11 protein-coding genes and 1 riboswitch are annotated in these 13,047 nt (G+C 70.4%); of the genes, 5 read left to right on the top strand and 6 right to left on the bottom strand.

The features are described 5' to 3' along the window. Nucleotides 1–161: 161 nt before the first annotated feature. The gene (locus ACF08M_RS21240; RefSeq protein WP_392186795.1) at nt 162–1,601 is read right to left on the bottom strand and encodes a gamma-aminobutyraldehyde dehydrogenase; all 1,440 of its coding nucleotides are present in this window, start codon (nt 1,599–1,601) and stop codon (nt 162–164) included. Nucleotides 1,602–1,779: 178 nt separating this feature from the next. Between ACF08M_RS21240 and ACF08M_RS21235 the strand changes: the two genes are divergently transcribed. The 5 genes from ACF08M_RS21235 to ACF08M_RS21215 all read left to right on the top strand — a co-directional run bounded on the left by ACF08M_RS21235 (nt 1,780) and on the right by ACF08M_RS21215 (nt 7,039). Then, nucleotides 1,780–2,271 (top strand): Lrp/AsnC family transcriptional regulator, encoded by a 492-nt coding sequence (locus ACF08M_RS21235; RefSeq protein ID WP_030928325.1) that lies wholly within the window; start codon nt 1,780–1,782, stop codon nt 2,269–2,271. Further along, nucleotides 2,256–3,635: an aspartate aminotransferase family protein gene (locus ACF08M_RS21230; RefSeq protein WP_392186794.1), complete on the top strand. Its 1,380-nt coding sequence runs from the start codon at nt 2,256–2,258 to the stop codon at nt 3,633–3,635. Before ACF08M_RS21235 ends, ACF08M_RS21230 begins: the two co-directional genes overlap by 16 nt. A gap of 278 nt (nt 3,636–3,913) precedes the next feature. Beyond that, nucleotides 3,914–4,651: an ABC transporter ATP-binding protein gene (locus ACF08M_RS21225; RefSeq protein ID WP_392186793.1), complete on the top strand. Its 738-nt coding sequence runs from the start codon at nt 3,914–3,916 to the stop codon at nt 4,649–4,651. Further along, entirely contained in the window at nt 4,633–5,832 is a 1,200-nt protein-coding gene (locus ACF08M_RS21220) for a hypothetical protein (RefSeq protein ID WP_392186792.1), read from the top strand. Before ACF08M_RS21225 ends, ACF08M_RS21220 begins: the two co-directional genes overlap by 19 nt. A 61-nt stretch (nt 5,833–5,893) precedes the next feature. After that, nucleotides 5,894–7,039 (top strand): LOG family protein, encoded by a 1,146-nt coding sequence (locus ACF08M_RS21215; RefSeq protein WP_392186870.1) that lies wholly within the window; start codon nt 5,894–5,896, stop codon nt 7,037–7,039. A 42-nt stretch (nt 7,040–7,081) separates the two neighbouring features. On the opposite strand, the gene ACF08M_RS21210 is transcribed toward ACF08M_RS21215, so the two are convergent. The 5 genes from ACF08M_RS21210 to rlmN all read right to left on the bottom strand — a co-directional run bounded on the left by ACF08M_RS21210 (nt 7,082) and on the right by rlmN (nt 12,976). Continuing rightward, the gene (locus tag ACF08M_RS21210) at nt 7,082–7,534 is read right to left on the bottom strand and encodes an SRPBCC family protein (RefSeq protein WP_392186791.1); all 453 of its coding nucleotides are present in this window, start codon (nt 7,532–7,534) and stop codon (nt 7,082–7,084) included. Between the two features lie 203 nt (nt 7,535–7,737). Next, on the bottom strand, nt 7,738–8,763 hold the full coding sequence (locus ACF08M_RS21205) for an ABC transporter ATP-binding protein (RefSeq protein ID WP_392186790.1): 1,026 nt from the start codon (nt 8,761–8,763) through the stop codon (nt 7,738–7,740). Nucleotides 8,764–8,765: 2 nt separating this feature from the next. Next, a complete protein-coding gene (locus ACF08M_RS21200) occupies nt 8,766–10,379 on the bottom strand; it encodes an ABC transporter permease (protein WP_392186869.1) in 1,614 nt (537 codons plus the stop codon). A gap of 146 nt (nt 10,380–10,525) precedes the next feature. Then, a complete protein-coding gene (locus ACF08M_RS21195; RefSeq protein WP_392186789.1) occupies nt 10,526–11,638 on the bottom strand; it encodes a thiamine ABC transporter substrate binding subunit in 1,113 nt (370 codons plus the stop codon). 73 nt (nt 11,639–11,711) lie between these two features. Further along, nucleotides 11,712–11,828, bottom strand: a riboswitch (TPP riboswitch). Nucleotides 11,829–11,869: 41 nt separating this feature from the next. Further along, nucleotides 11,870–12,976 (bottom strand): 23S rRNA (adenine(2503)-C(2))-methyltransferase RlmN, encoded by a 1,107-nt coding sequence (gene rlmN, locus ACF08M_RS21190; protein ID WP_392186788.1) that lies wholly within the window; start codon nt 12,974–12,976, stop codon nt 11,870–11,872. Nucleotides 12,977–13,047 lie beyond the last annotated feature (71 nt).

Genomic DNA, 13,047 nt, shown 5'->3' with positions numbered 1-13,047 from the left:
TCGCACCCGCGCAGGATGCCGGTCGCAGGCCGGCGCGGGCAATGGACCAACCGTCCAGCGGCACCCGCTCCGTCCGCACACCCTGTCGATGCCGTCCCTGTCCCGGCATGCGTACGGCCCCGGGACCGGGCCCGGGGCCGTACGTGCCGGCGGACGGAGCGTCAGCCGTCGAGCGAGGTCATGACGTGCTTGATGCGGGTGTAGTCCTCGAAGCCGTACGCGGAGAGGTCCTTGCCGTAGCCGGACTTCTTGAACCCGCCGTGCGGCATCTCGGCGACGAGCGGAATGTGGGTGTTGATCCACACGCAGCCGAAGTCGAGGCTCCTGGACATCCGCATGGCGCGGGAGTGGTCCTTGGTCCACACCGAGGAGGCCAGGGCGTACTCGACGCCGTTGGCGTACGCGACGGCCTGGGCCTCGTCCGTGAACTTCTGGACGGTGATGACCGGGCCGAAGACCTCGTTCTGGATGATCTCGTCGTCCTGCTTGAGCCCGGACACGACGGTCGGGGCGTAGAAGTAGCCCTTCTCGCCGACCCGGTGGCCGCCGGCCTCGACCTTGGCGTGGGCGGGGAGCCGCTCGATGAAGCCGCTGACCTGCTTCAGCTGATTGGCGTTGTTGAGCGGGCCGTACAGCACGTCCTCGTCGTCCGGCTGTCCGGTCTTCGTGTCGGCTGCGGCCTTGGCGAGGGCGGTGACGAACTCGTCGTGGATGGACTCGTGGACCAGGACGCGGGTCGCGGCCGTACAGTCCTGGCCCGCGTTGAAGAAGCCCGCGACGGAGATGCCCTCGACGGCCTTGGCGATGTCGGTGTCCTCGAACACGACGACCGGGGCCTTGCCGCCGAGCTCCAGGTGGACCCGCTTGACGTCCTTGGCGGCGGACTCGGCGACCTGCATGCCGGCCCGTACCGAACCGGTGATGGAGGCCATCGCCGGGGTCGGGTGCTCGACCATCGCGCGGCCGGTGTCGCGGTCGCCGCAGATGACGTTGAAGACACCCTTGGGGAGGATCTGGCCGATGATCTCGGCCATCAGCACGGTCGACGCCGGGGTGGTGTCGGACGGCTTGATGACGACGGTGTTGCCCGCGGCCAGCGCCGGGGCGAACTTCCAGACGGCCATCATCATCGGGTAGTTCCACGGTGCGACCTGCGCGCAGACGCCGACCGGCTCACGCCGGATGATGGAGGTGAGGCCCTCCATGTACTCGCCGGCCGAGCGGCCTTCGAGCATCCGCGCGGCGCCCGCGAAGAAGCGGATCTGGTCCACCATCGGCGGGATCTCTTCGGTGCGGGTCAGCTCGATCGGCTTGCCCGTGTTCTCCGACTCCGCGGCGATGAGGTCCTCGGCGCGCTCCTCGAAGGCGTCCGCGATCTTCAGCAGAGCCTTCTGGCGCTCGGCGGGCGTGGCGTCGCGCCAGGCGGGGAAGGCGGCCGCGGCGGCCTCCATCGCGGCATCGACATCGGCCTGGCCGGAGAGCGGCGAGCTCGCGTAGACCTCTTCCGTCGCCGGGTTGACCACGTCGATGGTCCGCCCGTCAGCGGCGTCCCGGAACTCTCCGTTGATGTAGTTGCGCAGACGGCGCACCTCGGTGGTCACAACCACCCCTCCTGTCGACACGTCCAGTGGATGAGATGACCAGCCTAGTCGCTCAGGTGTCGCTTTCGACATGCCCACCCGCCGTGAACTTCGGATTCAGTGAGATCAAGACCCTCAGACAACGAATTTCATTGATTTGGGGTTGCCAGACAGACGAGTCCCAGTGCAGAGTGGGGGCGTGGCCAGTCGCAGCGCAGACTCCAGGACAGGGAACGGATCGTCCCCAGCGGTCGATGCCGTGTCCCTCGCAATCATCGAGCAGCTCCAGGAGGACGGGCGTCGTCCGTACGCCGCGATCGGCAAGGCCGTCGGCCTCTCCGAGGCGGCCGTGCGACAGCGTGTCCAGAAGCTGCTCGATCAGGGCGTGATGCAGATCGTCGCCGTCACGGACCCGCTCACCGTGGGATTCCGGCGGCAGGCGATGGTCGGCATCAATGTCGAAGGCGACCTCGATCCCGTCGCCGAGGCGCTGTCGGCCATGGCCGAGTGCGAGTACGTGGTGATGACCGCGGGCTCCTTCGACCTGATGGTGGAGATCGTCTGCGAGGACGACGACCACCTGCTGGAAACGATCAACAAACGCATCCGGGCCATCCCCGGCGTGCGCTCCACCGAGAGCTTTGTGTACCTGAAGCTCAAGAAGCAGACCTATATGTGGGGAACCCGATAGCCGTGAGCAAGGACCTCAGCCGAACCGCGTACGACCACCTGTGGATGCACTTCACCCGCATGTCGGACTACGAGAACGCGCCCGTTCCCACCATCGTGCGTGGCGAGGGCACCTACATCTACGACGACCAGGGCAAGCGCTACCTCGACGGCCTGTCCGGCCTGTTCGTGGTCAACGCCGGTCATGGCCGTCACGAGCTCGCCGAGGCGGCGTACAAGCAGGGCCAGGAGCTGGCCTTCTTCCCGGTGTGGTCCTACGCCCACCCGAAGGCCGTCGAGCTGGCCGAGCGTCTCGCCGACTACGCGCCGGGCGACCTCAACAAGGTCTTCTTCACCACCGGCGGCGGCGAGGCCGTCGAGACCGCCTGGAAGCTGGCCAAGCAGTACTTCAAGCTCCAGGGCAAGCCGACCAAGTACAAGGTCATCTCGCGTGCGGTCGCCTACCACGGCACCCCGCAGGGCGCCCTGTCGATCACCGGTCTGCCGGGCCTGAAGGCCCCCTTCGAGCCGCTGGTCCCCGGCGCGCACAAGGTGCCGAACACCAACATCTACCGTGCCCCGATCCACGGCGACGACCCGGAGGCCTTCGGCCGCTGGGCCGCCGACCAGATCGAGCAGGAGATCCTCTTCGAGGGCCCGGACACCGTCGCCGCGGTCTTCCTGGAGCCGGTGCAGAACGCCGGTGGCTGCTTCCCGCCGCCGCCCGGTTACTTCCAGCGCGTGCGCGAGATCTGCGACAAGTACGACGTGCTGCTCGTCTCCGACGAGGTCATCTGCGCCTTCGGCCGTCTCGGCACGATGTTCGCCTGCGACAAGTTCGGCTACGTGCCGGACATGATCACCTGCGCCAAGGGCATGACCTCGGGCTACTCCCCGATCGGTGCCTGCATCGTCTCGGACCGTGTCGCCGCGCCGTTCTACGAGGGCGACAACACCTTCCTGCACGGCTACACCTTCGGTGGCCACCCGGTCTCCGCGGCGGTGGGCCTCGCCAACCTCGACATCTTCGAGCGCGAGGGCCTCAACCAGCACGTCCTGGACAACGAGAACGCGTTCTTCACGACGCTGCAGAAGCTGCTCGACCTGCCGATCGTCGGCGACGTCCGCGGCAACGGCTTCTTCTACGGCATCGAGCTGGTGAAGGACAAGGCCACCAAGGAGACCTTCACCGACGAGGAGACCGAGCGCGTCCTGTACGGGTTCCTCTCCAAGGCACTGTACGACAACGGCCTGTACTGCCGGGCCGACGACCGCGGCGACCCGGTCGTCCAGCTCGCGCCGCCGCTGGTCTCCGACCAGTCGACGTTCGACGAGATCGAGGGCATTCTGCGGACCGTCCTCACCGAGGCGTGGACCAAGCTCTGACAGTGGTCCGACCGGTCGGCCGGCCACGGACCGGCCGGCCGGTCGGTCGACCCTGCGGCTTGACCACCGCTTGACCACCGTTTGACCGGCTTCCAGCCGTCATTCCATACGGTCCACACGGCCCGGATGCGCCCATTCGAGTGGGAAGGGGCGCATCCGGGCCGTGTGCTGTGCCCACACCGCGGTTCGAATCCCTACGGTGCCGAGTGACCGACCGGCCCCCTCTTCGTTCCCCCGTACGGGGGACGGGAATGACGATCTGAACCGAGGTGTACGCCATGGTGGCCCCGCCGGACAACGACGTGATCTGGGCACGTTCCCTGCAGCACTCCCACAACGGCTCACCCGCGCTCGGCGGTGTCTCGGTGGGCGTCCGTGACAGCGAGATCCTTGCCGTGACCGGCCCCCGGGGCAGCGGCAAGACGACCCTGCTGCACTGTCTGTCCGGTCAACTGGTGCCCCAGCAGGGCGAAGTGTGGTTCAACAGCGTCCCCGTCCACACCATGGGGCCCCGGCTGCGCGAACGGCTTCGCCGCGACAGGTTCGGCTGGATCGCCCCCGAGCCCCAGCTCGTGCCGGAACTGAACACCTGGGAGAACGTGGCCCTTCCGCTGCTGCTGCGCGGCGCCTCCCACCGGGAGGCGAAGAAGGCCGCCCTGGACTGGCTGGAGCGGCTCGACATCGGCACCTGCGCCAGGAAACGACCGCATACGCTGCTCCAGGGACAGCGCCAGCGGATCGCTGTGGCCCGCGCGCTGGCCGCCTCCCCCGCGGTGATCTTCGCCGACGAGCCGACCGCGACCCTTCACCGCACCGACCGGACGCATGTGCTGCGCACACTCACCAGTGCGGCCCGTTCGCACGGCATCACGGTCGTCCTGGCCACCCATGACGCGGAGGTAGCCGCCCTCGCCGACCGTACGGTCCCGCTGCTGGACGGCCGCCGCGTCGCCACCGTCGCCCTGCCCTCCGTATCCGATGCGGAGGGCCGCTCGGCATGCTCGCTCTCCGTCTAGCCCGGGGTTCCCATCCGCTGGTCCTGATGCGGCGGCTGCTGGTCGCGGCCGCGTCCGCCGGGGTCGGCTTCCTGCTGCTGTGCTCCCTGGGCTACGCCTCGGGGCACCCGGCGCACTCCACCGGGGCCGTGCTGCGACTGCTGTGGTGCCTGGTCCCGTTCGCCGCCGCCGTGCAGTTCGCGGTCGCGGTGGCCCGTACGGACCCGAGCACCCGGCCGCGTTCCGGGCTGTCCGCCATGGGCCTCGGGCCGGTGAAACTCACGGTGCTCGCCGCGGTCTCCACCGCCGTCTCCTGCACCCTCGGGTCGGTGGTGGCGCTGCTGCTCTTCCTCCATCTGCGCGGGGATCTGTCCGGGCTGCCGTTCGACGGGGCCGCTGCCGGGCTGCTCGACGCGGGCGCCCCGCTGCCGCTCGCTGCGGTGCTCGTGCTGCTGACCCTGGTCCCGGTGTCCGCGGCGACGGCGAGCACGCTGGCGCTGCGCGCCCGGCCCGTCTCGACGGCCCGGGTCCCCGCGGCGGCCGAGGACGACACCTTCGCGGACGCACTGCCGGACGACCTGCCGCCCGTGCCCGCGACGCCCCCGACCGGGCTGCCGTGGGGGGTGGCGCTGGCTGCGGTCGGCCTCGCCGTCGAGGCGTACGTGAGGCGCAGCGACGGGCACAGCCTGCTGCCCCTGCCCGGCAGGCTCGCCACCACCCCGGTCGGAGTGGTGGCGGGATGGACGCTGACGGCGATCGGCCTGGCCATGGCCGGCCCCGGCCTGGCGTATCTGAGCGGGCGGCTGCTGCAGTCGGTGCGCCCCGGCGCCGTACGGCTGCTGGCCGGCCGGGTGCTGATGGACGAGGCACGCCGGATCGGCGGGCCGCTCGGTGTGATCTGCGCGGTGCTCTCCGCGGTGACCTCCGCCTACGCGCTGTACGGGACGGGGCCGCGCCCCTTCGGCCCGCTCACGGCACTGGGCGCGGTGCTCGTCCTCGGCTGCACGGCTGCGACGCTGCTGACCTCGGCGCTGGAGGCGAGGCAGGACCGCGCCCGGACGGCGCAGGTGCTGCTGAGGCTCGGCGCCCCGGCCTCGGCGCTGCGGGCGGCGACGGCGCTGCGCGCCGCCGCGCTGCTGGTCGTCTTCGCCCCGCTGACCTGGCTGATCGCCCAGCTTGCGGCACTGCCGCTGACGGCCTGAGGGCACCGCGTCCCGGCGGCGCCCGCGCACCTCGGCCGCTACGTAGCATGACACCGTGGACATTCCGGACGACAGCAGCCCCGTATCCGGCCCGCCGGACCCGGTGGGCTCGTCCGGCCCCGAGATCGAGTCGCTCGCCGCCTTCGACGCTGCTGTTTCCGCCGGAACGCTGGCCGGACACCGGGTCCAGTCCGTCGACCTGTCGGACCGGAGCGCCGCACTGCTGGCCGCCGATACAGCCGGCACGGTCTTCCTCGGCTGCCGGATGGCGCCCGGAGCGGCGGCGAAGGTACGGGCGGACGGTGCGATCGTCTTCCCGCCGGTACCGGGGCTGCCCTTCGATCCGTACCGGGGCCTGCTCTATTCCCCCGGCGCGCTCTACGAAGGGCTGACGGACGGCGGCTATGCGGCGACGCCCGATGCCCGCGCGTACCGCTGGTTCCAGGAGACCCGGGCGAGCGGCGACGCCTTCGCGTCGATGCTGCGCGCGCTCCATGACGACGCGGTCTCCGACGCCCTGGACGAACACCTCATCGGCGCCCGCGTCGTCGGGGTGATGGGCGGCCACACCACGGCGCGCGGCAGCGCGGAGTACGCGGCGGCGGCCCGGCTGGGCCGGGCCCTGACCCGGAGCGGCCTGACCGTGGCGACCGGCGGCGGGCCGGGCGCCATGGAGGCCGCGAACCTCGGGGCGTACGCGGCGCCGCACCCGGACCCGATGCTGGACAGGGCCTGCGGGATTCTGGCCGCGACCCCCTCGTTCATTCCATCGGTCACCGAGTGGGCGCTGACCGCCTTCACCGTGCGGGAACGCTGGCCGGGCGGCGGCGGCTCGGTGTCGATTCCCACCTGGTTCTACGGACACGAGCCGCCGAACCCTTTCGCCGCCCACATCGCCAAGTACTTCGCCAACGCCCTGCGCGAGGACGGGCTGCTCGCCCGCTCCACGGCGGGCGTGATCTTCCTGCCCGGCGCGGCCGGCACCGTACAGGAGATCTTCGACAACGCGACGCCGAACTACTACGGCTCGCGCGGCGGTCCGGCCCCGATGGTGCTGGTCGGCCGCGCCCATTGGACGCGGGAGCTGCCCGCGTGGCCGTTGCTGCGCGCGCTGGCCGGCGGCCGGACGATGGAGTCCCGTATCGCGCTCGTCGACACGGTGGCCGAGGCACCCGAGGCGCTCGCCCAGTTGTCGGCGGACGGGTAGCCGGGGCCGGTCACCGGCCGGCCGGGTGGGGCCGCGACGGGTTCAGAGGGATGCGAGGCGGGCCACCAGCGCGTCGAAGAAGGCCTCCCAGCCGTCCTCGGCCGCCGCGTACTGCTCGCCCGTGAGGTTGCCACCGCGCTGCCTGAAGACCATTTCGGTGGTCTTCGCACCGCGGTCGGTGAAGGTGACGGTGACGGTCTCGCCCTCGATGCCGGCGGGCGCGGTGGCGTCCTTCAGCGTGAACACCAGCCGCTCGGGCGCAACCACCTCGCGGTAGACCCCGTGGAACGGCATCTCGGTGCCCGGCACCACGATGACCAGGCTCCAGGCGCCGCCCGGCCTGACGTCCATCGACACCCGGTCGAGCGGAACCTCGGCGTCCCCGCCGTACCAGGCGGCGAAGTGCTCGGGGATCGTCCACGCCTCGAAGACGCGTTCCCGCGGGGCGTCGAGGATACGGGTGATGTCGATGCCCTCGCGTGCTGAACCGGTCATGGTTCCCGTCCTTCCCGGAGTCGTTCCGGATCGTCCGCATGTCCTCACCAGCTTGCACGGACACCACCCTGCCGACCTGCCGCGATTCACCGGTCCGGACCGCCCGGCAGTCCCGGACGGCCGGAAACGGCGGGCGGGAGCACCGCACCCGGCTCGGCCGGTCCGGTGAACGCTCCGCGCTCTCGCCGGACGCGCGAGTCCAATCAGAAGACGGCGGGCAGGACGACGGTCTCCGCCGCGTCGAAGCCGACCCCGACCGTCGCACCCTCCTCGGGGGCCTCCCGCAACGGACACTCCGCCTCCAGCACCGGACCGTTCTCGGGCATCAGCTGCACGGCGACATGGTTGCCCCGGAACGTACGCGTCCCCACCACGCAGCGCAGCCCGCCGTCCGGAGCGCCGATCCGGACCCCGGCCGGGCGCACCAGCAGATCGCACGCCCCCTGCGGCGAGCCCGCGGGCACCGGCACCTCGCCCCACACCGTGTCGGCGGCCGTGCCGGTCACCGTCGCCTCCACCACGTTGTCGAAGCCGAGGAACCGGGCGACGAAGGCGGAGGCGGGCCGCTGCCAGACCTCCATCGGGGTTCCCACCTGGGCGATCCGCCCGTCGCGCATCACCACCACCCGGTCGGCGAGGGCGAACGCCTCGCCCTGGTCGTGGGTGACGGCGAGCACCGTCGTACCCAACCGTCCGAAGAGCGTGCGCAGTTCGACGACGAGCCGCTCACGCAGGCCGCGGTCGAGCTGGCCGAGCGGTTCGTCCAGCATCAGCAGCTTGGGGCGCGGGGCGAGCGCCCGCGCGAGGGCGACACGCTGCTGCTCACCGCCGGACAGCGCGGCGACGGCCCGCCGTCCGGCGCCGGGCAGGCCCACCAGGTCGAGGAGTTCACCGACCCTGCTCTCCTGATCGCGCCGCGGCATCCCCCGCATCCGCAGCCCGAAGGCGACGTTGGCGCCGACGTCCCGGTGCGGGAACAGCTGGTGGTCCTGGAACATCAGACCGAGACCGCGCCGGTGAACGGGCACTCCCGCCTGGTCGGCGCCGTCCAGCAGCACCCGGCCGCCGTCCGGCGGGTGCAGTCCGGCGATCACCCGCAGCAGGGTCGACTTGCCGCTGCCGCTCGGCCCCAGCACGCACACGATCTCGTGCTCGGCGACCTCCAGGTCCACCCGGTCGAGCGCGGCGCGCTCGCCGAAGCGGACCGTGGCCGATTCCAGTGTCAGCATCTCTAGAACTCCCCGGACCGGTCCGTGCGAATACGTTCGAGCAGCAGCAGCGAGACCGCGCAGACCACCATCAGAAGGGTGCTGAGGGCCATCGCCTGGCCGTAGTTGAGCTCCCCGGCCCGCCCCAGCAGCCGGGCCACGGCGACCGGCAGCGTCGGGCGGTCGGGCCGCGCGATGAAAACCGTCGCGCCGAACTCGCCGAGCGACACGGCGAACGCGAAGCCGGCCGCGACCAGCAGTGCCCGTCGCACCAGCGGCAGATCGACCTCCCGCCAGGCCCGCAGAGGTGACGCGCCGAGCACTGCGGCCGCCTCCCTCAGCCGGCCGTCCACCGCCCGCAGGACCGGCAGCATGGTCCGTACGACGAAGGGCACACCGACCAGCGCCTGGGCGAGGGGCACCAGAATCCATGAACTCCGCAGATCCAGCGGCGGCTTGTCCAGGGTGATCAGGAAACCGAAGCCCACGGTGACCGCGGACACCCCGAGCGGCAGCATCAGCAACGCGTCGAATCCGCGCACGAGCCGCCCGGCGCGCCGGGTCAGCGCCGCGGCGGCGAGCCCGCCGACGACCAGCGCGATGACCGTCGCGACCAGTGCGTACTGAGTTGAGTTCCAGATCGCTTCGAACGGCGCGACCAGGAACGTACCGCCGCCCGCGTCCACGGACCGCAGGGCGCGGTAGTAGTCGAAGCCATGCCCGCCGGGTGTGTCCAGCGAGCGCTCCACCAGCACCCCGAGCGGCAGCAGGATCAGCACCAGTACCGTCAGCAGCACCCCGCAGAGCAGCGCCCACTGTCCGGCGCCGCGCGGCCGGCGGGCGGTCTGCGCCGGGTCGACCAGTTTCAGCGCGGTCTCCCGGCGCCGTACGGTCCACGCGTGCACGGCGAGGATCGCGCCGACCGCGGCGAACTGCACCAGCGTCAGCACGGCGGCGGTCGGCAGGGCGAGCAGCTGGGCCGTCTGCCGGTAGATCTCCACCTCCAGCGTGGAGTACCCCGGACCGCCGAGGATCTGTACGACCCCGAAGGAGGTGAAGGTGAAGAGGAAGACCATCAACGCGGCGGCTGCCACGGCGGGTGCGAGGGCCGGCAGGGTGACCCGCCGCCAGGCGGCGAACCGCCCGGCGCCCAGCACCCGTGCGGCTTCCTCCTGCCGTGGGTCGAGTTGTGACCACAGCCCGCCCACGGTCCGTACGACCACCGCGTAGTTGAAGAAGACATGGGCGAGCAGAATCGCCCAGACGGTGGTGTCGAGGCGTACGCCCCAGAGTTCGTCGAGGAACCCGCCGCGTCCCAGCAGCGCCAGGAAGGCCGTACCGACGACGACGGTCGGCAGGACGAACGGCACGGTGACGACCGCCCGCAGCAGTTGCTTGCCGGGGAAGTCGAAGCGGGCGAAGACATAGGCACCGGGCAGCGCGATCAGCAGGGTCAGCGCCGTCGAGGCGAGCGCCTGCCAGGTGGTGAACCAGAGGACGTCGCGGATGTCCGGCCGGGTCAGCACCTCCGCGACCCGGCCGAACTGCCAGACACCGTCCGCCTTCAGCCCGCGGCCGACGATCGCGGTGACGGGGTAGGCGAAGAACAGCGCGAAGAACGCGACGGGCACGGCCATCAGGCCGAGCCGCACCGCGCCCCCGCGCCGCGACTGCTCACGCGCGCGGTCCACCCGCCCGGAGCGGCCGCGCGGCTCCTCACCCCACGGCCCCTCCTCGGGCGTGCCCTTCCCGCCCGCGTCCGTTCCGCGTACGGGAGTCTTCGCTACTTCACTACGAGCGAGGACCACGACTGGACCCACTGGTCACGGTTCTTGGAGATCTTGTCGGGGGCGACGGTCGCCGGCCGGTCGGCCGTCGCGCCGAACTTCGTGAAGAGCTCCGGCAGTTTCGCGCCCTCGGTGACCGGGTTCACGAACATGTTGAGCGGCATGTCCTCCTGGAACTTCTTGCTGATCAGGAAGTCCAGCAGGGCCTTGCCGCCCGCCTCGTTCTTCGCACCGTTCAGCAGGCCCGCGAACTCGATCTGGCGGAAGCAGGTCCCGGTGGCGACCCCGGTCGGTGCCTCGGCCGGCTGCGGCTTCGCGTAGAGCACCTCGACGGGCGGGCTGGAGGCGTACGACACGACGAGCGGCCGGTCGGCCTTTGCCTTCTTGCCGCCCGCGGAACCGGAGAACTCCTCGTTGTACGCCTGCTCCCAGCCGTCGACGACCTTGACGCCGTTGTTCTTCAGCTTCTTCCAGTAGTCCTGGTAGCCGTTCTCGCCGTAGGTGGCGACGGTGCCGAGGAGGAAGCCGAGACCGGGCGAGGAGGTCTGGGCGTTCTCGGTGACGAGAAGGTTCCGGTACGCGGGCTTCGCCAGGTCGTCGAAGGACCGCGGCGGCGCGAGCTTCTTCTCGGCGAAGTATTTCTTGTCGTAGTTGACACAGATGTCACCGGTGTCGATCGGGGTGACCCGGTGCTCGGCTGCGTCGAGTTGGGTATCGGCCGCCACCTGGTCGATACCCTTCGCCTTGTACGGCGTGAAGAGACCGCTGTCGAGGGCGCGGGAAAGCAGGGTGTTGTCGACACCGAAGAACACATCGCCGCGCGGTGAGCCCTTGGTCAGGATCTCCTGGTTGAGCGCGACACCCGCGTCGCCGCTCTTCAGCACCTTGACGGTGTAGCCGGTCTGCTCGGTGAACTCCTTCAGCACGTCCTTGGAGACGTTGAAGGAGTCATGGCTGACGAGTGTCACGGTCTTCGAACCGGAGCTCTTCGTGCCGCCCGAACCGGAGTCCGATGTATCGGAACTCCCGCATCCGGCCAGTGCCGTGACGCCGAGTGCGGCGGCAACAGCCGTCGTCGCGAGCTGCGTGGTTCTGCGCGTGGTGCTCATTGTGGATTCCTCCTGGGTTTTGGCCAGGAAGAGACGCGGCCCCGCCCGCGGTATGCGGGCAGGGCGCAACAGCATGAGTTGATGACCGAACTTCCTACCCGGAATGACCCGGGCGAGGTTCAGAGGGTCTGCGGCCGACCTGTCCTCGGTGCCGCACTCTCAGCGCTGTGGCGCTCCCCTGTCGGAATATGAAGTTGATTTCAGGCCCAGGTTACACGGGCCGTTCCGGCCTCAGCGCTCGGCTGCCGCCAGCTGCCCGCAGGCTCCGTCGATCTCCTGACCTCGGGTATCCCGCACGGTCACCGGCACCCCGTGTGCGGCGATCGCCTCGACGAAGGCCTTCTCGTCCTCGGGCCGCGAGGCCGTCCACTTGGAGCCGGGCGTCGGGTTCAGCGGGATCAGATTGACGTGCACCCGCTTGCCCTTGAGGAGCCGGCCGAGCAGATCACCGCGCCACGCCTGGTCGTTGATGTCCCGGATCAGTGCGTACTCGATGGAGATGCGGCGGCCGGACTTCTCCGCGTACTCCCACGCGGCGTCCAGCACTTCGCGCACCTTCCACCGCGTGTTCACGGGAACGAGCGTGTCGCGCAGCTCATCATCCGGTGCATGCAGCGAGACGGCGAGGCGGCACTTGAAGCCCTCGTCGGCGAAGCGCAGCATCGCGGGCACCAGGCCCACGGTGGAGACCGTGATCCCGCGCTGCGAAAGCCCCAGCCCCTCCGGCTCCGGGTCGGTCAGCCGACGAATCGCGCCGACCACCCGCTTGTAGTTGGCGAGCGGCTCGCCCATGCCCATGAAGACGATGTTGGAGAGGCGCGCCGGGCCTCCCGGGACCTCCCCGTCGCGCAGCGCCCGCATGCCGTCCACGATCTGGTGGACGATCTCGGCGGTCGACAGATTGCGGTCGAGACCAGCCTGCCCCGTCGCGCAGAACGGGCAGTTCATCCCGCACCCCGCCTGCGACGAGATGCACATCGTCACCCGCTCCGGGTAGCGCATCAGGACGGATTCGACGAGCGTCCCGTCATGCAGCTTCCACAGTGTCTTGCGGGTGGTGTCGTCGTCGCAGCTGATGTGGCGCACCACGGACATCAGGTCGGGGAACATCGCCTCGGCGAGCTTCTCCCGCGAAGCGGCCGGGATGTTGGTCCACTCGGCCGGGTCGTGCGCGTACCGCGCGAAGTAGTGCTGCGAGAGCTGCTGGGCGCGGAACGGCTTCTCGCCGATCGCGACGACGGCTTCCTTGCGCTCGGCGGGCGTGAGGTCGGCGAGGTGCCGCGGCGGCTTCTTGGCTCCGCGGGGCGCGACGAAAGTGAGTTCTCCGGGCTTAGGCATGGTTCATCCAGTGTCGCAGACAAAGGAGCGAGGGCCCGCCGCCCTGTGGACAACAGACCCTCACTCGTACA

The sequence above is a fragment of the Streptomyces sp. NPDC015032 genome, assembly GCF_043080425.1.
Lineage (GTDB): Bacteria > Actinomycetota > Actinomycetes > Streptomycetales > Streptomycetaceae > Streptomyces.
This window is presented reverse-complemented; position numbering and strand designations above follow the sequence as displayed.

Coding starts and splice junctions, on each gene's coding strand:
- ACF08M_RS21200 (WP_392186869.1), bottom strand. CDS start 10,379: ATGGCCGTGCCCGTCGCGTTCTTCGCGCTGTTCTTCGCCTACCCCGTC.
- rlmN (WP_392186788.1), bottom strand. CDS start 12,976: ATGCCTAAGCCCGGAGAACTCACTTTCGTCGCGCCCCGCGGAGCCAAG.
- ACF08M_RS21210 (WP_392186791.1), bottom strand. CDS start 7,534: ATGACCGGTTCAGCACGCGAGGGCATCGACATCACCCGTATCCTCGAC.
- ACF08M_RS21225 (WP_392186793.1), top strand. CDS start 3,914: ATGGTGGCCCCGCCGGACAACGACGTGATCTGGGCACGTTCCCTGCAG.
- ACF08M_RS21205 (WP_392186790.1), bottom strand. CDS start 8,763: ATGCTGACACTGGAATCGGCCACGGTCCGCTTCGGCGAGCGCGCCGCG.
- ACF08M_RS21195 (WP_392186789.1), bottom strand. CDS start 11,638: ATGAGCACCACGCGCAGAACCACGCAGCTCGCGACGACGGCTGTTGCC.
- ACF08M_RS21220 (WP_392186792.1), top strand. CDS start 4,633: ATGCTCGCTCTCCGTCTAGCCCGGGGTTCCCATCCGCTGGTCCTGATG.